Genomic DNA, 20,586 nt, shown 5'->3' on the forward strand with positions numbered 1-20,586 from the left:
GTCACCCGTCCGCCTGGCCGAGAACCTCCTCGGCGGTGAACTTGTAGGTGCGGCCGCAGAATTCGCAGGTCACGGTGACCTTGCCGTCGTCCTGGATCATCTCCCGCCGCTCCTCCGGGCCGAAGGAGGCGAGGACGCCGGAGACCTTCTCCCGCGAGCAGGAGCAGCGCGCGGCGATGGGCAGCGGATCGAACACACGCACGCCGCGCTCGTGGAACAGCCGGTAGAGCAGCCGCTCGGAGGAGAGGTCGCGGTCGATCAGCTCCACGTCCTCCAGCGTGCCGACGAGGGAGCGGGCCTCCACCCAGGCGTCGTCCTCGTCAACCTTGTGCTCTTCCACGCCCTCGGGCGCGTCGCCCGGGGAGAGGTCGGCCATGCGGGCGCGGGAGGCGTCCTGCGGCAGGAACTGGGCGAGCAGGCCGCCGGCGCGCCAGCTGGACTCCGCGCCGCCCGGCTTCATCTCCTCGCCCACGGCGAGGCGCACGCGGGTGGGGATCTGCTCGGACTGGTGGAAATATTCGTGCGCCGCCGCCTCCAGCCCCGAGCCGTCGAGGGCCACCACGCCCTGATAGCGATTGGTGCTGATGCCCTGGTCGATGGTCATGGCGAGATGGCCGCGGCCCAGCAGTGCCGCCGGCGAGGTCTCGTTGCGGCGCTCGGCCTCGGCCAAAGCATCGGCATCGTAGCGGGCATAGGCGCGGATCTTGTCCGGGCTCACGAAGTCAGCCACCACCATGTCCACCGGCCCGTCGGTCTGGGTCTGGAGGATGAAGCGGCCCTCGAACTTCAGCGAGGAGCCGAGCAGCACGGCGAGCGTGACCGCCTCTCCCACCACGCGCTTCACCGCGGGCGGATAGGCGTGATGGGCGAGCAGCGCATCGAGCGTGGGGCCGAGGCGGACCGTGCGGCCGCGGATGTCGAGGGCATCCACCTGGAAGGCGGTAACGATATCGTCCTGCGTCGCCTCGGAAGCGGCGCGGGTGGCGGTGCGGGTGCGCTCGCCCTTCATGAAAGGTCTCCGGACGTGCCGGACCCGCGTGCCAGCGCTCAGCGCACGGTCATGGGTCCAGGGGGTTGCATGGTTTCAAGTGTCTGGCCCCACACATATTCACGAGCCGGGCCGTTTCAACCCGGCTCGCAATGTCCCCGCTGCGGAAGGCTCAGCCGCCCACCGCGTCGAAGCACCAGGCGAGCACGCCCTTCTGGGCGTGCAGGCGGTTCTCCGCCTCGTCGAACACCACGGACTGCGGACCGTCCATCACCACGTCCGTCACCTCCTCCCCGCGATGGGCGGGCAGGCAGTGCATGAAGATGGCGTCCTTGTCCGCCCGCGCCATCAGGGCCGAATTGACCTGATAGGGCTTGAGGATGTTGTGGCGGCGCTCGGCCTCCTTGTCGCCCATGGAGACCCAGGTGTCGGTGATGACGCAATCCACGCCCTCCACCGCTTCTTCCGGGTCGCGCATGAACTTCACCTTGGCCTTGGCGCGCTTCACGAAATCCTTCAGCGCCTGGCGCGGCGACAATTCCTTGGGCGTCGCCACCTTCAGGGTGAAGTCGAAGCGGTCGGCGGCATGCACCCACGAGGCCAGCACGTTGTTGGCGTCGCCGGTCCAAGCCACCGAACGGCCGGTGATGGGGCCGCGATGCTCCTCGAAGGTCATCACATCCGCCATCACCTGGCAGGGATGGGAGATGCGGGTGAGGCCGTTGATGACCGGCACCGTGGCGTATTTGGCGAGCTCGGTCAGGTCGTCATGGTCCAGGATGCGGATCATGATGGCGTCGACGAAGCGCGACAGCACGCGGGCCGTGTCGGCGATGGTCTCGCCGCGGCCGAGCTGCATCTCCTGACCGGTGAGCATGATGGTCTCGCCGCCCAGCTGCCGCATGGCGAGGTCGAACGACACGCGCGTGCGGGTGGACGGCTTGTCGAACACCATGGCCAGCGACTTGCCGGCGAGCGGCTTTTCCACCGGCTCACCCGCCTTGCGACGGGCCTTCAGGTCCTTGGAGAAGTCCAGAACCCGGCGCAGCTCCTCGGCCGGGATCTCGGACAGGTCGAGAAAATGACGCACCCCATTCCCCCTCATTCGGCCGCCCCCTTCACCGGATCGGCGGCGAGGCGCGCCTCGATGCGCCGGCAGGCGGCTTCGATCTTGTCGGCTGCGATGGCGACCTCCTCCTCGCTCACGGTGAGCGGCGGCAGGAGGCGGATGACGTTCTCGGCGGCGCCGGGCACCAGCATGCCCTCCTCGCGCAGCGCCGCGATCAGATCGGGCGCCGGCACGGCGGCCTTGATGCCGAGCAGCAGGCCCTGCCCGCGCAGCTCGGCGATGACGGCCGGATGGCTGTCGCGCAGCTCGGCGAGGCGCTGCTGGAAGCGGCCGGCGACGCGGTTCACGCGATCGAGGAAGCCATCCTCCAGCACCACGTCCAGCACCGCATTGCCCACCGCCATGGCCAGCGGGTTGCCGCCATAGGTGGAGCCGTGGGTGCCCACGGTCATGCCCTTGGCGGCCTCTTCGGTGGCAAGGCAAGCCCCCATGGGGAAGCCGCCGCCGATGCCCTTGGCCACCGACATGATGTCCGGCGTGATGCCGGTCCACTCATGGGCGAACAGCCGCCCGGTGCGGCCGACACCGCTCTGCACCTCGTCGAGCACCAGCAGCAGGCCGTTCTCGTCGCACAGCTGGCGCAGGCCGGCGAGGAAGCCGGCCGGCGGCACGCGCACGCCGCCCTCGCCCTGCACCGGTTCCACCAGGATGGCGGCGGTCTCGGACGTCACGGCGGCGCGGGCGGCGTCGAGATCGCCGAACGGCACCTGGTCGAAGCCCGGAAGGTCCGGACCGAAGCCTTCGAGATATTTCGGGTTGCCGCCGGCGGCGATGGTCGCCAGCGTACGTCCGTGGAAGGCGCCCTCGAAGGTGATGATGCGGTTCTTCTCCGGATGGCCGCTCACATACTGGTAGCGGCGCGCCATCTTGATGGCGCACTCCAGCGCTTCCGCACCGGAATTGGTGAAGAACATCGTGTCCGCGAAGGTTGCGGCCGTCATCCGCGCGGCCAGCTTCTCGGCGCCCGGGATGCGGAACAGGTTGGACACGTGCCACAGCTTCGTCGCCTGCTCGGAGAGCGCGGCGGCGAGATAGGGATTGGCGTGGCCCAGCACGTTCACGGCGATGCCGGCGGTGAAGTCGAGGAAACGTCGCCCGTCCGTCGTGACGAGCCAGCAGCCCTCTCCCCTCTCGAATTGGAGGTCGATGCGTGCGTAGGTCGGCAGAACGGGGGTGATCACACTATCCTCCTAGGGGACTTCGATGCAGGCTTCCTGGCCTCGAGGTTGCACGGGTTGACGAACACTGTGCGACAGCAGGGCTGTGGCCATGCCGCGCGCACAAACTAAAAAAGGCCGCCCAAGCGGGGGCGGCCCGACCTCCCGATTCTAATGAACACGCGCGGGAGGTCAACCGATCGCCCGCCAAGATGCGAATCGCAACCGCGACGTCCGGCCGCGTAAGGGTAAACGAAGCCTTAAGGAGCTGGGGAAAACGCTTCGCGACCCCTTGCCGACTCTGTTGCGGGGACCGGCCATATTGTAGGTTCTTGAAGGTCAGCCACGAGATGTCGTGCGCAGGGGCATCAGGAACCCTCTTCCAGGAACCGCGATCCGGGTCCATCCGAGCGCTTTGCCGCGCACGGGAACGGGGAGGGAGTCCGCCTTGCGGAAATCACGATCCGGGACGCGCCCGAACCGGCGTTCCCGCCCATGGCTGAAGCGGCGCCGAGCGTTTCCGGCGCCCGCGGCGTTCTTGAGATGCTGCCGGTTGAAATGCGGCAAGTAGATGCGGCAAATGGAGAAGAGCGATGAGCTGGAATGACGAGCGCGTCGAACTCTTGAAAAAGCTCTGGAGCGAAGGCCTCTCCGCGAGCCAGATCGCCACGGAGCTCGGCGAGGTGACGCGCAATGCCGTCATCGGCAAGGTGCACCGCCTCGGCCTGTCCGGCCGGGCGAAGGCCGCCCCTGCCCCGGCGCGTCCCCGCGCCAGCGGAACGGCGCCGGCCAAGGCCGGCCCCATGGGTGGACCGATGGGCGCACCCGCCGGGCGCCCCGACAATCAGGCGAGGCCGCAGCGGCCGACCACCATCGGCAACACCGCCCTCGCGGCCGACCTGGACGAGGCACCGGAAGAGGCACCGGCGCCCGCCCCCGTGATGAGCGACAACGTGGTGCCCATGGCCCAGGGCTGCACCATCATGCAGCTCACCGAGAGCACCTGCCGCTGGCCGCTGGGCGAGCCCGGCACCGAGAGCTTCCACTTCTGCGGCGGCAAGGCCAATCCGGGCATGCCCTATTGCCAGACCCACGCCCGCATCGCCTACCAGCCGGTGCAGGACCGCCGCCGCGACCGCCGCCTCGCCTATCTCTGAGGCGGGGAACCAGACAGAAAAGGGCCCGCCTCCGGCTGGAGGCGGGCCCTTTTTCGTTCAGGGGACGGTAGAAAGGCTCAGTCGTCCAATCCCAGCGAGGGCGCCGCGCGGCGCTCCAGCACGTCGCGGATGGCGGCGATCATCTCGCTTTCCTTCACCGCGAACTGGGCGGGACGGGCGGCGCGATACTCCGCATTGTCGGCGATGCCGGCAGCGATGCGGGCGCCTTCCACCAGATCCTTGATCTGAACCTCGCCCGCATCCTTCTCGTTGGAGCCCTGGATGATGACGGCCGGGGCGCCGCGGCGGTCGGCATACTTCATCTGCGCCTTCATGCCGGCGCCGCCGAGATACATCTCGGCGCGGATGCCGTTCGCGCGCAGCTCGGACACCATCTTCATGTAGTCGGCGATGCGGGCGGGCTCCTTGTCCATGGCCAGCACCACGACGGGGCCGACCTCGGCGTCCGCGTCCATCTTGCCGAGGAAAGCGAGGGCCGCGAGCAGGCGGGAGACGCCGATGGAGAAGCCGGTGGCCGGCACCTTCTCGCCGCGGAAGCGGGCGACGAGGCCGTCATAGCGCCCCCCGCCGGCCACCGAGCCGAAGCGCACGGGGCGGCCGGTCTCGTCGGTGATCTCGAAGGTCAGCTCCGCCTCGTAGACGGGGCCGGTGTAATATTCGAGGCCACGCACCACGCTGGGGTCGATCTTCACCCGGTCCTGATAGCCGCCGGCGGCGAGCAGGGTGCGGATGTCGTTCAGCTCGGCCATGCCCTCCTGGAAGGCGGCATTGCCGGCGAGCGCTGCGGCAAGCTGCACGTCGTCCAGCTCCACCTCGACGCCCACATCGGTGGCGCGCACGCCCTTCCCGGTGAGCATGGCGAGCACCACGGCCGCCTGCCGGTCATCGAGACCGGCGCCCTTGGTGAAGTCGCCGCTCTCGTCCTTGCGGCCGGGGCCGAGCAGGAGCGCGACACCCTCGGCGCCGAACTTGTCGAACTTGTCGATGGCCCTGAGCACGGTGAGCCGGCGGCCGGCATTCTCGTCGCCGCCGAGGCCGATGGCCTCCATCACGCCGTCGAGCACCTTGCGGTTGTTCACCTTCACCACATAGGAGCCGCGCGGAATGCCCACCGCCTCCAGCGTGTCGGCGGCCATCATGCAGATCTCGGCATCGGCCGCGACCGAGGGGGCGCCCACCGTGTCGGCATCGAACTGCATGAACTGGCGGAAGCGGCCGGGGCCGGGCTTCTCGTTGCGGAAGACGTAGCCCGCCCGGTAGGAGCGATAGGGCTTGGGCAATTGCTCGAAATGCTCGGCCACGTAACGCGCCAGCGGCGCGGTGAGGTCGTAGCGCAGCGACAGCCACTGCTCGTCATCGTCCTGGAAGGAGAAGACGCCCTCATTGGGCCGGTCGAGGTCCGGCAGGAACTTGCCGAGCGCATCGGTGTATTCGATGGCCGGGGTCTCCAGCGCCTCGAAGCCGTAGAGCGCATAGACGGCGCGGATCTTCTCCAGCATGGCGCGGGTGGCGGACAGCTCCGCGCCGGTGCGGTCGACAAGGCCGCGCGGGAGCCGCGCCTTCGGCTTGAATTCTTTGGCCATGATGCTTCCGGACCCGTGTCCCGCTCGGTAAATGCAGGGGTCGGGGCGTCTTAGAGGACAGGGCGGGCCACGGCAAGGTCGCGGCCGGCGAACCGACCCGCGCGGCGCGCAAGAAAGTTTCCGTTCCGGCACCCATGCCATGACAGTGCCGTCTTCCGCGCGCATGATGGCAAACGGGTAACGGCATCCGCCGCTTGACCCTCATCCCAGACCCTGCCGTCATGCTGCGCCCCGGGGGCGCTGAGTGGCGCCCATTGCCGCATGGAGGACACGCTTGCCCCACGACACGCCGCTCATTGCGACCCTCGTAGGGGCCTTCGTGCTCGCCTTCGTGCTCGGTGCCGTCGCGCAGCGCCTCAAGCTGTCGCCGCTGGTCGGCTATCTCCTCGCCGGCGTCCTCGTGGGCCCGTTCACGCCGGGCTTCGTCGCCGATGAGCATCTGGCGCTGGAGCTGGCGGAGATCGGCGTCATCCTCCTCATGTTCGGCGTCGGCCTGCATTTCTCCCTGTCCGACCTGCTGTCGGTGAAAGCCATCGCCATACCCGGCGCCATCGTGCAGATCGGCGTGGCGACGGCCATGGGCATCGGCCTCACCTGGGCCATGGGCTGGAGCCTCGGGGCGGGCATCGTCTTCGGCATCGCCTTGTCGGTCGCCTCAACCGTCGTGCTGCTGCGCGCGCTGCAGGAGCGGCGCATGGTGGAGAGCGAACAGGGGCGCATCGCGGTGGGCTGGCTCATCGTCGAGGACCTCGCCATGGTCCTCGCCCTCGTGCTGCTGCCGGCGCTGTCCGGCGCGCTGGGCGGACGGACCGTCACCACCGGCACCATCGATTGGCTGGGCCTGGGCGGCGATGTCTGGACCACCCTCGCCGTCACGCTGGTGAAGGTCGCCGGCTTCGTGGTGCTGATGCTGGTGGTGGGCCGCCGCGTCATTCCCTGGATCATGCACTGGGTGGCCCATATCGGCTCGCGCGAGCTGTTCCGCCTGGCGGTGCTGGCCATCGCGCTGGGCGTGGCGTTCGGCTCGGCCAAGCTGTTCGGCGTGTCGTTCGCGCTCGGCGCCTTCTTCGCCGGCATGGTGCTGAGCGAGAGCCCCCTCTCCCATCGCGCCGCCGAGGAGACGCTGCCCCTGCGCGACGCCTTCGCCGTGCTGTTCTTCGTCTCGGTGGGCATGCTGGTGGACCCCTCCATCGTGCTGAAGAGCCCGATCCCGCTGCTGGTGACGGTGCTGATCGTGCTGTTCGGCAAGTCCATCGCCGCCTTCCTCATCGTGCGGGCGTTCGGCTACGGCAACTCCACCGCCTTCACCATCTCCGCCTCGCTGGCGCAGATCGGCGAATTCTCCTTCATCCTCGTGGCGCTGGGCGTGGACCTGCAGTTGCTGCCGGCCGAAGGACGCGACCTGATCCTCGCGGCGGCGATCATCTCCATCCTCGCCAATCCCTTCTTCTTCCTGGTTCTGGACCGCTACCGCGCACGCCAGGCGCCGCTGCGGCCCGAAAAGGCCCCCGCCGCCGCGCCTGCCCCGGCCCCCAAGCCCGTGCCGGCCCTGCCTGAGACGGCGCTCACCAACCACACCGTGCTGGTCGGCTATGGCCGGGTGGGCCGCCTCGTGGCCGACGGGCTGAAGGCGGCGGGCACGCCGTTCCTCGTCATCGAGGACCAGGGCGACCGGCTGGAGGAGCTGAAGCGCCTAGGTCTCGAGGCGGTGAACGCCAACGCCGCCTCGGCCCCCGCCATCACCGCGGCGAATGTCGCGGGGGCGCGCCGCATCATCCTCGCCATCCCGGACGGGTTCGAGGCCAGCAACGTGCTGAAGAAGGCGCGCCAGCTCAATCCCGGCATCGAGATCGTCGCCCGCGCCCATTCGGATGCGGAGGTGGAGCACCTGCGCCAGAGCGGGGCCAACTTCATCATCATGGGCGAGCGGGAAGTGGCGCGCGGCATGCTGGCGCACGTGCTGGAGACCTCGCAGAACGATATCGCCGCGGCGGCTGCGGCCGAGCAGGCGGTGGAGGGCGGAAACCGGGCCGACCCTTCGGTTCCGTTCCCCTCCGGGCCTTCGGGCGAAGCGGCTCCGGGCCTTGCGGAGCCCGCTGCTGCGGCGCAAAAAGAGACGCTGTAGCTCGACCTTTATTGCGAATAATTTGCAATTGCAGGAAGGGTGCGGTAGTTTTTGCGAATTGATCGCAACTAAGGCGGCCGCACCCGTCACGACCGCCGGACCGGAGCATTCCCGTGCCCGACGCCTTTGTCCTGTCCCGCCGGCATTTTCCGGCGCTTCTCCTCGCCGCCGCGGCGGTGACCTTCGCCGCGCCGGCCCGTGCGGCGGCGCCGTTCAAGGTGGTGACCACCTTCACCGTCATCGCCGACATGGCGAAGAACGTGGCGGGCGACGCCGCGCAGGTGGAGAGCATCACCAAGCCCGGCGCCGAGATCCACAATTACCAGCCCACGCCCGGCGACCTCATCAAGGCGCAGGGGGCCAACCTGATCCTGTGGAACGGGCTGAACCTCGAATTGTGGTTCGAGAAATTCTTCTCCCGCCTCAAGAACGTGCCGAGCGTGGTGGTCTCGAAGGGCGTGGAGCCCATGGGCATCACGGACGGCCCCTATAGCGGCAAGCCCAATCCCCATGCGTGGATGTCGCCGTCCGCCGCACTGATCTACGTGGACAACATCCGCGACGCGCTGGTGAAGTACGATCCGGCCAACGCCGCGACCTACACCGCCAACGCCGCCGCCTACAAGGCGAAGATCACCGCCGCCATCGACCCGATCCGCGCCGAGCTGGAGAAGGTGCCGGCGGAGCAGCGCTGGCTCGTCACCAGCGAAGGGGCCTTTTCCTATCTCGCCCGCGACTTCGGGCTGAAGGCGCTCTATCTCTGGCCCATCAACGCCGACCAGCAGGGCACCCCCCAGCAGGTGCGCCGCGTGGTGGACCTGATCAGGAAGGACCACATCCCGGTCATCTTCTCGGAGAGCACCATCTCGGCCGAGCCGGCCAGGCAGGTGGCGCGGGAGACGGGGGCCCGCTACGGCGGCGTGCTCTATGTGGATTCCCTCTCCGACCCCTCCGGCCCGGTGCCCACCTATCTCGACCTCCTGAAGGTGACGAGCGGCACCATCGCCGCCGGCCTGACCGGCAAGGTGGTGCCATGAACGCCCCCCTCACCCGGCAGGCCCTCGCCGAGGCCGGCGCCGGCATCCTCGTCGAGCATGTCACCGTCACCTATCGCAACGGCCACACCGCTTTGCGCGATGCGAGCTTCGCCATTCCCATCGGCACCATCACCGCGCTGGTGGGGGTAAACGGCTCGGGCAAGTCCACCTTGTTCAAGACCATCATGGGCTTCCTCAAGGCGGCGCGGGGCGAGGTGCGCATCTTGGGGCTGAGCGTGCCGGAAGCGCTGAAGCGCAACGTGGTCGCCTACGTGCCGCAGGCCGAGGAGGTGGACTGGACCTTCCCCGTCCTCGTCGAGGACGTGGTGATGATGGGCCGCTACGGCCACATGAACCTCTTGCGCATTCCCGGCGCCGCCGACCGCGCGGCGGTGGAGGCGGCGCTCTCCCGCGTCAACATGCTGGACTTCCGGAAAAGGCAGATCGGCGAGCTCTCCGGCGGGCAGAGGAAGCGCGTCTTTCTCGCCCGCGCGCTGGCGCAGGATGCCCGCGTGATCCTGCTGGACGAGCCATTCACCGGCGTGGACGTGAAGACCGAGGACGCCATCATCGCTTTGCTGCGCGCCTTGCGGGACGAAGGGCGGGTGATGCTGGTGTCCACCCACAATCTCGGCTCGGTGCCCGAATTCTGCGACCGCACGGTGCTGGTGAAGGGCACCGTGCTCGCCTACGGCCTCACCTCCGAGGTGTTCACCCAGGCGAACCTCGAAAAGGCCTTCGGCGGCGTGCTGCGCCATTTCGTGCTGGACGAGAGCCACGCCGCCACGCCCGGCACGCTGGGCGTGCTCACCGACGACGAGCGCCCCCTCGTCCTCTACAAGGACCGCCCCGCCCAGAGCGGCACGGCGGGCTCGAGCGAGGGGATCGGGTGATGGGCGCAGATCACGCCGCCCTCGCGCCCCGGCCAAGCGACAGCCCAGCTGGAGCGCTGAGCCGGGGCCCAGCGCAAGTCTCCTGCGCAGCAGGCCCAGTCCGGCGACCTCCGCGGCAAGGCGCATTCGGCATGTCCTTGCGCTGGATTCCGGCTCTCCCTCCGCTGCGCTCACGCTCCGCTGCGGTCGGCCGGGATACTGACCGGCGCCAAGGGGGCACGCCATGACCCTCCTCCTCGAACCCTTCTCCTATTCCTACATGGTCAACGCCATGTGGGTGTCGGCGCTGGTGGGCGCCGTGTGCGCGTTCCTCTCGGCCTTCCTCATGCTCAAGGGCTGGTCTCTGATCGGCGATGCCCTCTCCCATTCCATCGTGCCGGGCGTGGCCGGGGCCTACATGCTGGGGCTGCCCTTCTCGGTGGGCGCCTTCTTCGCCGGGGCGCTGGCGGCGGGGGCGATGCTGTTCCTGCAGGAGCGGACCAAGCTGAAGGAGGATGCCGTCATCGGCCTCATCTTCACCTCCTTCTTCGGGCTCGGCCTGTTCATGGTCTCGCTGTCGCCGACCTCGGTGAACGTGCAGACCATCGTGCTCGGCAACATCCTGGCCATCTCGCCCGCGGACACGCTGCAACTCGCCATCATCGGCTTCGTCTCGCTCGCTTTGCTGCTGGTGTTCTGGAAGGACCTGATGGTGACCTTCTTCGACGAGAGCCACGCCCGCTCCATCGGCCTCAAGCCCACGGCGCTCAAGGTGATGTTCTTCACCTTGCTCGCCGCCTCGACGGTGGCCGCGTTGCAGACGGTGGGCGCCTTCCTCGTCATCGCCATGGTGGTGACGCCGGGCGCCACCTCCTATCTCCTCACCGACCGTTTTCCCCGGCTGATCGCCCTGTCGGTGGCCATTGGCGCCACCACCTGCTTCGTGGGGGCCTATGCCTCTTATTTCCTCGACGGGGCGACGGGCGGCATCATCGTCGTGCTGCAGACGTTGATCTTCCTCCTGGCCTTCGTCTTCGCCCCCAAGCACGGCGTGCTGGCGGCGCGGCGGCAGGCGGCGGCAGCGCTGAAGGAGGGCGCGGCATGACCCTTCTTGCCCCCTTCCAGTTCGATTTCATGCAGACCGCCCTCGTCATCGCCGCCTTGGTGGCGGTGCCCATGGCGCTGCTTTCCTGCTTCCTGGTGCTGAAGGGCTGGTCGCTGATGGGGGATGCGGTCTCCCACGCCGTGCTTCCGGGCGTGGTGCTGGCCTATATGGCCGGCCTACCGCTGGCCTTCGGCGCCTTCGTGGCGGGCATGATCTGCGCCCTCGGCACCGGCTATCTCAAGGCCAACAGCCGGGTGAAGGAAGACACGGTGATGGGCGTGGTCTTCTCCGGCATGTTCGGGCTGGGGCTGGTGCTCTACACCAAGATCCAGACCGACGTGCACCTCGACCACATCCTCTTCGGCGACATGCTGGGCGTGAGCTGGGGCGACATCGCCGAGAGCGCCATCATCGCCGGCCTCGTGACTTTGGTGCTGCTGGCCAAATGGCGCGATTTGCTGCTGAACGCCTTCGACCCCGCGCAGGCGAAGGCGGTGGGGCTCCACACCGGCCTTTTGCATTACGGCTTGCTGGTGATGCTCTCGCTGACCATCGTCGCGGCGCTCAAAGCCGTGGGCATCATCCTCGCCGTGGCCCTGCTGATCGCGCCGGGGGCCATCGCCTTCCTGGTGACGAAGCGCTTCGGCTGGATGCTCACGGTGTCAGTTCTGGTGGCGGTCTCCTGCTCGCTGGCCGGCGTCTATCTCTCCTTCTTCCTCGACAGCGCCCCGGCGCCGACCATCGTGCTGCTGATGACGGGCGTGTTCATCGCGGCGTTCGTGGGGGTGCGGGTGAAGGCGCGGCGGGTGGAGCTAGCTGATCAGAGGCCGTGACCCCTATGGCATCCGATTTACCCCAACGACACCACTATATTCCAGAGTTTTACTTGAAGGGATGGGTTAGCCCAGATGGCCGCCTTTGTCAGTACAGTAGGAATGGTGGTGCCGTTAAGCCACTCAGGAGGAGCCCTAAGGCAACGGGCTTTGTAGACGGACTCTATCAGCTAGAAGGATTTCCTCCCCATCTCAAGCAGCAGATCGAATGCAAATTTTTTCGCCCGGTCGATTCTTTAGCTGCTGATGCATTAAGGCAGTTGAATCAAGGAAACGTAACATTAAATGCACGACTGAGAAGCGCATGGACACGCTTCCTATTATCTCTCTTACTACGCTGCCCCGAAGATATCGATATTCTAAAAAATTGGTGGAAAATCGAATTTATACGGACGGATGAGACTGAAGAAATGGAGTATCAAAGCAGACGCTCTGCAAGCGATCCTGAAACATTTTCTGAATACCTAATGAGTCGGCCTATTCACGAAGTCGAAATACACGGATATAATACATTAATTAAACTTATCGATAACGCCAGAGTTGGACAAACAATAAATAATATGCATTGGAAAATCGTCCAACTTTCAAAGGAGTGCGTCCCATTAATGACATCAGACAGGCCGATCATCAGAACGAATGGACTCATAAAACCCAACGGCCATTTAGCAATTCCGATCGATCCGACCCGACTATTTGTCGCGACGTCTGATGATAAAATGATTGAATATCTAAATCATGCCCCACTGAGACAAATCGCTAAAGAAGTTAATCAACATATTGTCCGTTCCGCCGTTCGTTTCTCATATGCGGTCGACGATTCTCATTTGAAATTTGTCAAAAAGAACTTTGGAATCGCACCTCAAGAGCGACTCATTGAATCGATCATACGGCCCATCCCCGGGTGTCCTCCCGCGATGTCGCTTAAGGGAACATCCTAGTACGGACACCCTCATCACCCTTGACGCCCCCTGCCCTCAGGCGTAACCCCATCCGTGGGACACCTCCCCCCAACGGGAGGCGCCCATCTGTAAGGATGGACCACATGACGACGAATCCTGCTCCGGCCACGCGTCCGGAGAACCCCAATTTTTCCTCCGGCCCCTGCGCCAAGCGTCCCGGCTGGACGCTGGAAGGCCTGTCCGACGCTCCCCTCGGCCGCTCGCACCGCGCCAAGGTCGGCAAGGTGAAGCTGAAGGAAGCCATCGACCTCACCCGTGAGGTGCTGGAAGTCCCGGCCGACTACCGCATCGGCATCGTCCCCGCTTCCGATACCGGCGCCGTGGAAATGGTGCTGTGGTCCGTGCTCGGCGCGCGCCCGGTGGACATGCTGGCCTGGGAAAGCTTCGGCGAGGGCTGGGTGACGGATGTCGTCAAGCAGCTCAAGCTCACCGATGCGCGCGCGCTGACCGCCCCCTATGGCGAGCTGCCGGACCTCAAGAGCGTCGATTTCACCCACGACGTGGTCTTCACCTGGAACGGCACCACCTCCGGCGTCATGGTGCCGGACGCGGACTGGATCCCGGCCGACCGCGAGGGCCTGACCATCTGCGACGCCACCTCGGCGGCGTTCGCGCAGAAGCTCGATTTCGCCAAGCTCGATGTGGTCACCTTCTCCTGGCAGAAGGTGCTCGGCGGCGAGGCGGCCCACGGCATGCTCATCCTCTCCCCCCGCGCGGTGGCGCGGCTGGAGAGCTACAAGCCGGCGTGGCCCCTGCCCAAGATCTTCCGCATGACCAAGGGCGGCAAGCTCATCGAGGGCATCTTCGAGGGCGAGACCATCAACACCCCGTCCATGCTGTGCGTCGAGGACTATCTCGATGCGCTCAAGTGGTCGAAGAACATCGGCGGCCTCTCGGCGCTGCAGGAGCGGTCCAACCGCAACTTCGAGGCCATCGCCCAGTGGGTGCACCGCACCCCGTGGGTGGATTTCCTCGCGAAGGACCCGGTGACGCGCTCCAACACCTCGGTGTGCCTGAAGGTGGTGGATGCGGACGTGACCGCGCTGCCCGCCGACGCGCAGGCGGCCTTCGCCAAGGCCATCGCCTCCGGCCTCGAGAAGGGCGGCATCGCCTACGACATCGGCGCCTATCGCGACGCCCCTCCCGGCCTGCGCATCTGGTGCGGCGCCACCGTCGAGCGTGCCGACGTGGAAGCCCTGACCCACTGGCTCGACTGGGCCTTCACCGAGGCGAAGTCCGCGCTGCCCAAGGCTGCGTGATTTCGGCCGGGTGAGACTGGTTGAGTGAGTTTAGGCAAACCGTTCGGCTAGAGGCGACGCGTCCCCTCTCCCCTTGCGGGAGAGGGTTAGGGTGAGGGGTAAAGCCCTCGCCGAAAGCACCGCTCCTCACGCCGCGGGGTCCCCCTCACCCCAGGCCCCTCTCCCGCAAGGGGAGAGGGGAGAGCCCCAGGTGGCGCACGATCCCATTTCTCCTCCCCCGCAAGCGGGCGAGGTCCACGCCGGTGACGCGCGAACGGCCGCGCATGCCCGGCCCATCCCATTCGCGAAACGGAGCCCATCCCATGGCACCCCGCGTTCTCATCTCCGACAAGCTCTCCCCCGCCGCCATCCAGATCTTCAAGGACCGCGGCGTCGAGGTGGATTTCCAGCCCGACCTCGGCAAGGACAAGGACAAGCTGGCCGAGATCATCGGCAATTATGACGGCCTCGCCATCCGCTCGGCCACCAAGGTGACGCCGAGGATCCTGGAGAAGGCCAACCGCCTCAAGGTCATCGGCCGCGCCGGCATCGGCGTGGACAACGTGGACCTGCCGGCGTCGACCGCCAAGGGCGTGATCGTGATGAACACCCCGTTCGGCAATTCCATCACCACCGCCGAGCATGCGATCGCCATGATGTTCGCCCTCGCCCGCGAGATCCCAGCGGCGGACGCCTCCACCCAGGCCGGCAAGTGGGAGAAGAACCGCTTCATGGGCGTCGAGGTCACGGGCAAGACCCTCGGCATCATCGGCTGCGGCAACATCGGCTCCATCGTCGCCGAGCGCGGCGTGGGGCTGAAGATGAAGGTCATCGCCTTCGATCCCTTCCTCTCGCCCGAGCGGGCCCTCGACCTCGGCGTGGAGAAGGTGGAGCTGGACGACCTCCTCGCCCGCGCCGATTTCATCACGCTGCACACGCCGCTCACCGAGAAGACCAAGAACATCCTCTCGGCCGAGAACCTCGCCAAGACCAAGAAGGGCGTGCGCATCATCAACTGCGCCCGCGGCGGCCTGGTGGACGAGGAGGCGCTGCGCGCCGCGCTCGACAGCAAGCATGTGGCCGGCGCCGCCTTCGACGTGTTCACCATCGAGCCGGCGGAGACCAACCCGCTGTTCGGCCATCCCAACGTGGTGTGCACGCCCCACCTCGGCGCCGCCACCACCGAGGCGCAGGAGAATGTCGCGCTGCAGGTCGCCGAGCAGATGAGCGACTATCTCCTCACCGGCGCTATCTCCAACGCGGTGAACTTCCCCTCCATCACCGCGGAAGAGGCGCCGAAGCTCAAGCCCTTCATCGAGCTTGCGGAAAAGCTCGGCTCCTTCGCCGGCCAGCTCACCGACACCGACATCAAGACCGTGCGCATCATCTATGAGGGCGCGGTGGCGGACCTGAAGGTGAAGGCGCTGACCTCGGCGGCGGTGGCGGGCCTGCTGCGCCCGGCGCTCGCCGACATCAACGTGGTCTCGGCGCCCTCCGTCGCCAAGGAGCGCGGCGTGGTGATCGAGGAGACCACCCGCGCCGCCACCGGCGACTATGAGAGCCTCATCACGGTGACGGTGGTGACGGAGAAGTTCGAGCGCTCCGTCTCCGGCACGGTGTTCGCGGACGGCCATCCGCGCATCGTCAACATCAAGGGCATCAAGGTGGATGCCGAGTTCGCCCCCGCCATGGTCTACGTGACCAACGAGGACAAGCCCGGCTTCATCGGCCGCTTCGCCGGCCTGCTCGGCGATGCCGGCATCAATATCGCCACCTTCGCCCTCGGCCGCGACCATGCGGGCGGCGATGCCATCGCGCTGGTGGCAGTGGATGGCGCGGTGCCGGCCGAGCTGCTCGCCAAGGTGCAGGCCCTGCCGCAGGTGAAGGCGGCGAAAGCCCTCGCCTTCTGAGCCTGATACCCACCTAAAAATACAGAAGCCCCGTCCGGCCGGACGGGGCTTCTTTCGTTTCAGGCGGCCGATCACGCCGCGTGCTTCACATCCGTCCCGCCGCCGGTGCGCCAGAGGGAGAAAAGGATGCCGGCGGCGATCATGGCCACCGTCACGCCCAGCGAGATGGCCGGGTCTACCTTGCCGAAGAAGTGGCTCCAGAAAATCTTGCCGCCGATGAAGACAAGCACGCCGGCCAGCGCGTACTTCAGGTGCGAGAAGCGGTAGACCATGGCGGCCAGCGCGAAGTAGAGGGCGCGCAGGCCGAGGATGGCCATGATGTTGGCGGTGAACACGATGTAGGTGTCGGTGGTGATGGCGAAGATGGCCGGCACCGAATCCACCGCGAACACGAAGTCAGCGATATTGATCACCACGAGGGCGAGGAATAGCGGCGTCGCCCACAGCACGGCCTTGCCGGTGACGGGATGGGGCTGGCGCACGAAGAAGCGCTCGCCGTGCAGCTCCTGCGTCACCCGCATCCGTTTGGTGAGGAAGCGCAGCGCGGCATTCTGCGAGATGTCCGTCTCGCCTTCGCTGGCGAACAGCATCTTGATGCCGGTGACCACCAGGAACGCGCCGAACAGCAGCAGCACCCAGTCATAGGACTGCACCAGCGCCGCACCCACGCCGATCATCAGCCCGCGCAGCACCAAAACGGCGATGATGCCCCACACCAGCGCCCGGTATTGATAGGCGCGGGGAATGGCGAAGTAACTGAAGATCAGCGAGATGACGAAGACGTTGTCGATGGAGAGCGCCTTCTCGATGGCATAGCCGGTGAAGTATTGCATGCCGGCCTGCGGCCCCATGGAGGCCCAGATCCAGCCGCCGAACACGGCCGCCACGGCGATATAGAAGACAGAGAGCCTGAGGCTTTCGGCGATGCCAATTTCCCGCGAGTCGCGGTGGAGCACGCCGAGATCGAAGGCGAGCAGGGCAAAGACGATGGCGAGGAAGCCGAGCCAGAGCCAGAGCGGCTTGCCGGCGACATCAAGGAAGAGAAGAGCGATCAGCTGGTCCATGGGACGGTCCTGTCAGTGGCCTGCGGCGACCGCCCGCGAGGATCAGGGCGCCGGGCAGGAAACCGGATAGGAGGACCGACATGGCGGGCGGGCACGGACCCGGCCCGCCCCGGGGCAGATGGGGGCAGGCCGGGCCGCGTCCGCGCCCGTCAGAGGGGCCCGGACCTCGTGTGTTGAGGGAAAGGGTCCGGGCGCTCGGGGCGCGCGGGACGGATGGCGCCTATCGCGCCGGCTTGAGAGGCATTTCGGCCCACCTCTTGCGGCGGACCACCACGACGCGGGCCATGTCGGCCCCCTCCCGGCGCAGATATTCGATCTGGTCGCGCAGGCGGAGCTTCATCTTCTTCAGCGCGAGCACCCGGGTGCGATCGGGCTCGGGCCGCGTCTGCTCGGAGGAGATTTCCTCCTCGATCAGGCTGTGGCGCGTCGTCAGCGATTTCATGAACTGGTCCACGACAACCTCCTTTCGATGGGGAAAGAATGGGGCAGGACACTTGATAGTTCCAATCCATAGTCGCTATATTGCTAATAGCTCTGGACTATGAAGCCACCATGCCCTTCCGGCCGCGCCATCGCCAGCTCGAATATGTCGTGGCCCTCGCCGAGACCGGGCATTTCGGCGCGGCGGCCAAGCGCTGCCACGTCTCGCAGCCGACCCTCTCGGTGCAGGTGGCGCTTTTGGAGGAACAACTCGGCACGCCCCTGTTCGACCGTACGCGCGGCCGGGTCATCCCCACCGCCATCGGCGAGCGGGTCATCGCCTCGGCCCGCTCCATCCTCCAGGCGCTGGACGATATCGTCGCCACCGCCGCCACCGGGGCCGACAATCTGGGCGGGCTCATCCGGCTGGGCGTCGCGCCGACCTTCGGGCCCTATTTCCTGCCCCATTTGTTGCCAGTGCTGCACCGGCGCTATCCGGGGCTGCAGATTTACATCCGCGAGGAGCGCCCCTCGGTGATCGAGCGGGAGGTCACCGCCGGCAACCTCGATTGCGGCCTCGGCCCGCAGCCTTTGTCCGCCTCGGTGCTCACCTTCCGTCGGCTGTGCCGGGAAGCCATCTATCTCGGCGCGGGCAAGGACCACCGCCTCGCGGACGGCGGCAGCGTGGAGATCGGCCAGCTCAAGGGCGAGCGGCTGCTCACGCTCGGGCGCGGGCACCAGCTGTTCGAGAGCGCGCGGGCGCTCGCGGCGGCGTCCGGCGCCCAAGTGCGGGAGGATTACGAGGGCACGAGCCTCGATGCCCTGCGCCAGATGGTCATCATGGGCATGGGCCTGTCCCTGTTCCCGGAGCTTTACGCGCGCTCGGAATTCCGCGTGCAGGATCACATCGCTCTGCTCACGGTGGAAGGCTGGCCGGCGACGCGGGACATGGGCTTCTTCTGGCGCGCGGGCAACAACCGCGCCGCCCATTTCGACCAGCTGGCCCGCGAGAGCGAGGGCACCTGCCGGGAACTCGGCCTCGAGCCGGGCTGACACGCGCGGACCATCGAACGGCGTGCGGCCCGCCCGGGGGAAGCGGGCGGGCCGTCACCCCTCGCCCGGGCGGGGCGAGGCGGCGCACGGTCTGGCGAAGGGCCGTGCATCCGTTTGCGTGAAACCTTGCGGGATCAACGGCGCAGCAGGGCCGAAACCTCGCGCCGCAGGCGATCGGCATAGCCCGCCACCTGATCGGCGATGGCGCGCACCCCCACCGCCGCGCGGCGGATGTCGGAGGCGGCATGGGAAACGCCGTCGATGCTGTCGGAGACCGAGCGCGAGGTGGAGGACTGTTGTGCCATGGCGGCCGACAGCTCCACGAACAGGCCGCCCAGATTGGAGATGCTCTGGGTGATGTCGGACACGGCCTCGGCCGCGACACCGCCATCCTGCTGCACCTGCTCCACCTGATGGCGGATGTCCTGCGTCGCCTTGGCGGTCTGGAGCGCCAGCGCCTTCACCTCCTGCGCCACCACCGCGAAGCCCTTGCCGGCCTCGCCCACGCGCGCCGCCTCGATGGTGGCGTTCAGCGCGAGGAGGTTGGTCTGGGCGGCGATCTTCTCGATGAGGGTCGTGACGTTGCCGATGCGTCCGACGCTGGTGGCGAGGCTCTCCACCAGCTCGTTGGTGCGGGCGGCGCGCTGGGTCGCCTCCTGCGACATGGTGCTGGCGCGCTCGATCTGGTGCGAGATGCCGCTGAACGAGGCGGACATCTCCTGCGCGGCGGACGACACGGTGGTGGCCATCTGCTCGGTGCGCTCGGTGAGCTGGAGCAGTTCGGCGGAGGCCGACTGGCTGGCCTCGGAGGTCCGGGACATATCCTCCCCCACCTCGGTCACGCCCTCGGCGGTGGCGACGGCGGCGGTCACCACGTCCCAGGTGAGCATGGGGCCGTCATAGCTGCCGTCAGCCCTGAAGATGGCGGAAACGCGCAGGTCCAGCGTCTCCGGCCCCACCCGGATGCGGGCGTTGTGCGGCAGGTTCGCCGGATCGGCGAGCAGGCCGCGCTGGCGCTCGGGATGCTTGTGGAACACGTCGATGGACGTGCCGAGCATCTGGTCCGCCTTCACCCGCAGGTGGGATTCGATGCGTCGCAGGGTCTCGATGCTGGTGCGGTTCACATAGTCGATGACCAGCGTCTCGCGATCGCAGGTCATGATGTTCACCGGCATGTTCTCCATCATCTGCTGGAGCCGCTGCGCCCGCGCCTCCTGCGCCGCGCGGGCGGTGTCGGCGCGCAGCGTGACCATCACATAAGCGACGACGCCGTGCCGGTCGCGCAGGGCGGAGACGGTCACCGCCAGCGTCTCGCCGGCCACCGCGAGGGTCATTTCATGCGGCAGGAAACCGGGCTCGGCGATGTGGCGGCCGAGATCGGCCAGCGCCGGGTGCAGCTGGGCGAGGGGCAGCCCCGGCAGCGCCGCCGGGGAGGTGACGAGGCCGGAGGCGACGGTGTTCAGAAGCTCGGCGGCGGCTGCATTGGCCTGAACCACGGCAAGGTTGCGGCCCTCGCACAACAGCACACCCCACGGCAGAGCCGCCATCAGCTGCGCCGCCATGCCGGTGGCCACCGTGCCGAATTCCCTGGCTGCCGTATCTCGCCCGGAATGCACGGGTTCGGGCCTGGCCCGCAGCGCGCTTGCCGTCATGCTGTTCGTCCTGTCCTGGGCGGCGATGCCGCGCCGCTTCAGCGCCGCCCTGTGCAGCGCGCGATGCCAGCAAAGGGCTAGGCCGCGAGGCTTGCCCGAAGCTGGGGCGAGCCGACTGACGCAGCGTCGCCAACAGGACTTTCACGTTTGTGCGATGCACATGGCGGGCCGGGTGTGGCCCATGCGCCACCCCGTATCGGCGGGAAGATGCTAGATCAGGGAAATGGCTGGGCAGCCCCGCCCAAGGTTGGACTCCAACCTCCGGGCGTTAACCTTAACGCCA

At 67.2% G+C, this 20,586-nt stretch carries 17 protein-coding genes; 10 read left to right on the top strand and 7 right to left on the bottom strand.

What is annotated here, in order from left to right:
- Position 1 precedes the first annotated feature (1 nt).
- The 3 genes from FHT36_RS06515 to FHT36_RS06525 form a co-directional block, all read right to left on the bottom strand.
- The gene (locus FHT36_RS06515; RefSeq protein ID WP_169121705.1) at positions 2–1,009 is read right to left on the bottom strand and encodes an Hsp33 family molecular chaperone; all 1,008 of its coding nucleotides are present in this window, start codon (positions 1,007–1,009) and stop codon (positions 2–4) included.
- Between the two features lie 151 nt (positions 1,010–1,160).
- Entirely contained in the window at positions 1,161–2,093 is a 933-nt protein-coding gene (gene argF, locus FHT36_RS06520) for an ornithine carbamoyltransferase (protein WP_169121706.1), read from the bottom strand.
- On the bottom strand, positions 2,090–3,298 hold the full coding sequence (locus FHT36_RS06525) for an aspartate aminotransferase family protein (protein WP_169121707.1): 1,209 nt from the start codon (positions 3,296–3,298) through the stop codon (positions 2,090–2,092). The genes argF and FHT36_RS06525 overlap by 4 nt, the downstream gene beginning before the upstream one ends.
- Positions 3,299–3,867: 569 nt before the next feature.
- Between FHT36_RS06525 and FHT36_RS06530 the strand changes: the two genes are divergently transcribed.
- Complete coding sequence (locus FHT36_RS06530; RefSeq protein ID WP_169121708.1) at positions 3,868–4,431, top strand: GcrA family cell cycle regulator; 564 nt, start codon at positions 3,868–3,870, stop codon at positions 4,429–4,431.
- 77 nt (positions 4,432–4,508) lie between these two features.
- Here the strand turns inward: FHT36_RS06530 and hisS are convergent, their stop codons facing one another.
- Positions 4,509–6,038, bottom strand: a complete 1,530-nt coding sequence (hisS, locus tag FHT36_RS06535) for a histidine--tRNA ligase (protein ID WP_394104935.1) — start codon at positions 6,036–6,038, stop codon at positions 4,509–4,511.
- 271 nt (positions 6,039–6,309) lie between these two features.
- Here hisS and ybaL point away from each other — a divergent pair, with 271 nt between their 5' ends.
- The 8 genes from ybaL (at position 6,310) to serA (ending at position 16,114) form a co-directional block, all read left to right on the top strand.
- Entirely contained in the window at positions 6,310–8,160 is a 1,851-nt protein-coding gene (gene ybaL, locus FHT36_RS06540) for a YbaL family putative K(+) efflux transporter (RefSeq protein WP_169121710.1), read from the top strand.
- 176 nt (positions 8,161–8,336) lie between these two features.
- Positions 8,337–9,197 carry a metal ABC transporter substrate-binding protein gene (locus FHT36_RS06545; RefSeq protein ID WP_348644411.1) on the top strand — a complete coding sequence of 287 codons (861 nt, stop codon included), beginning with the start codon at positions 8,337–8,339 and terminating at the stop codon, positions 9,195–9,197.
- Entirely contained in the window at positions 9,194–10,090 is an 897-nt protein-coding gene (locus tag FHT36_RS06550) for a manganese/iron ABC transporter ATP-binding protein (RefSeq protein WP_169121711.1), read from the top strand. Before FHT36_RS06545 ends, FHT36_RS06550 begins: the two co-directional genes overlap by 4 nt.
- Positions 10,091–10,313: 223 nt before the next feature.
- On the top strand, positions 10,314–11,174 hold the full coding sequence (locus FHT36_RS06555) for a metal ABC transporter permease (protein WP_169121712.1): 861 nt from the start codon (positions 10,314–10,316) through the stop codon (positions 11,172–11,174).
- Positions 11,171–12,007: a metal ABC transporter permease gene (locus tag FHT36_RS06560; RefSeq protein ID WP_169121713.1), complete on the top strand. Its 837-nt coding sequence runs from the start codon at positions 11,171–11,173 to the stop codon at positions 12,005–12,007. Before FHT36_RS06555 ends, FHT36_RS06560 begins: the two co-directional genes overlap by 4 nt.
- Before the next feature lie 5 nt (positions 12,008–12,012).
- Complete coding sequence (locus tag FHT36_RS06565) at positions 12,013–12,945, top strand: DUF4238 domain-containing protein (protein ID WP_169121714.1); 933 nt, start codon at positions 12,013–12,015, stop codon at positions 12,943–12,945.
- Between the two features lie 104 nt (positions 12,946–13,049).
- Positions 13,050–14,225, top strand: coding sequence for a phosphoserine transaminase (locus tag FHT36_RS06570; protein WP_169121715.1), 1,176 nt, complete (start codon positions 13,050–13,052; stop codon positions 14,223–14,225).
- A gap of 302 nt (positions 14,226–14,527) precedes the next feature.
- A complete protein-coding gene (serA, locus tag FHT36_RS06575; RefSeq protein ID WP_169121716.1) occupies positions 14,528–16,114 on the top strand; it encodes a phosphoglycerate dehydrogenase in 1,587 nt (528 codons plus the stop codon).
- 71 nt (positions 16,115–16,185) lie between these two features.
- Here serA and FHT36_RS06580 read toward each other — a convergent pair whose 3' ends face one another.
- Both FHT36_RS06580 and FHT36_RS06585 read right to left on the bottom strand, forming a co-directional pair.
- Positions 16,186–17,178, bottom strand: coding sequence for a TerC family protein (locus tag FHT36_RS06580; RefSeq protein ID WP_169121717.1), 993 nt, complete (start codon positions 17,176–17,178; stop codon positions 16,186–16,188).
- A 220-nt stretch (positions 17,179–17,398) separates the two neighbouring features.
- Positions 17,399–17,632: a YdcH family protein gene (locus FHT36_RS06585; RefSeq protein ID WP_169121718.1), complete on the bottom strand. Its 234-nt coding sequence runs from the start codon at positions 17,630–17,632 to the stop codon at positions 17,399–17,401.
- A gap of 98 nt (positions 17,633–17,730) precedes the next feature.
- Between FHT36_RS06585 and FHT36_RS06590 the strand changes: the two genes are divergently transcribed.
- The gene (locus FHT36_RS06590; RefSeq protein WP_169121719.1) at positions 17,731–18,651 is read left to right on the top strand and encodes a hydrogen peroxide-inducible genes activator; all 921 of its coding nucleotides are present in this window, start codon (positions 17,731–17,733) and stop codon (positions 18,649–18,651) included.
- A gap of 134 nt (positions 18,652–18,785) precedes the next feature.
- Here FHT36_RS06590 and FHT36_RS24370 read toward each other — a convergent pair whose 3' ends face one another.
- Positions 18,786–20,303, bottom strand: a complete 1,518-nt coding sequence (locus tag FHT36_RS24370; protein WP_246702068.1) for a methyl-accepting chemotaxis protein — start codon at positions 20,301–20,303, stop codon at positions 18,786–18,788.
- Between the last annotated feature and the right edge of the window lie 283 nt (positions 20,304–20,586).

This window comes from Xanthobacter sp. SG618, from assembly GCF_012932745.1.
GTDB classification, from domain to species: Bacteria; Pseudomonadota; Alphaproteobacteria; order Rhizobiales; family Xanthobacteraceae; genus Xanthobacter; species Xanthobacter flavus.

Coding starts and splice junctions, on each gene's coding strand:
- FHT36_RS06515 (WP_169121705.1), bottom strand. CDS start 1,009: ATGAAGGGCGAGCGCACCCGCACCGCCACCCGCGCCGCTTCCGAGGCG.
- FHT36_RS06580 (WP_169121717.1), bottom strand. CDS start 17,178: ATGGACCAGCTGATCGCTCTTCTCTTCCTTGATGTCGCCGGCAAGCCG.
- FHT36_RS06555 (WP_169121712.1), top strand. CDS start 10,314: ATGACCCTCCTCCTCGAACCCTTCTCCTATTCCTACATGGTCAACGCC.
- FHT36_RS06530 (WP_169121708.1), top strand. CDS start 3,868: ATGAGCTGGAATGACGAGCGCGTCGAACTCTTGAAAAAGCTCTGGAGC.
- FHT36_RS24370 (WP_246702068.1), bottom strand. CDS start 20,303: ATGACGGCAAGCGCGCTGCGGGCCAGGCCCGAACCCGTGCATTCCGGG.
- FHT36_RS06590 (WP_169121719.1), top strand. CDS start 17,731: ATGCCCTTCCGGCCGCGCCATCGCCAGCTCGAATATGTCGTGGCCCTC.
- FHT36_RS06560 (WP_169121713.1), top strand. CDS start 11,171: ATGACCCTTCTTGCCCCCTTCCAGTTCGATTTCATGCAGACCGCCCTC.
- argF (WP_169121706.1), bottom strand. CDS start 2,093: ATGAGGGGGAATGGGGTGCGTCATTTTCTCGACCTGTCCGAGATCCCG.
- FHT36_RS06570 (WP_169121715.1), top strand. CDS start 13,050: ATGACGACGAATCCTGCTCCGGCCACGCGTCCGGAGAACCCCAATTTT.
- FHT36_RS06550 (WP_169121711.1), top strand. CDS start 9,194: ATGAACGCCCCCCTCACCCGGCAGGCCCTCGCCGAGGCCGGCGCCGGC.
- FHT36_RS06565 (WP_169121714.1), top strand. CDS start 12,013: ATGGCATCCGATTTACCCCAACGACACCACTATATTCCAGAGTTTTAC.
- serA (WP_169121716.1), top strand. CDS start 14,528: ATGGCACCCCGCGTTCTCATCTCCGACAAGCTCTCCCCCGCCGCCATC.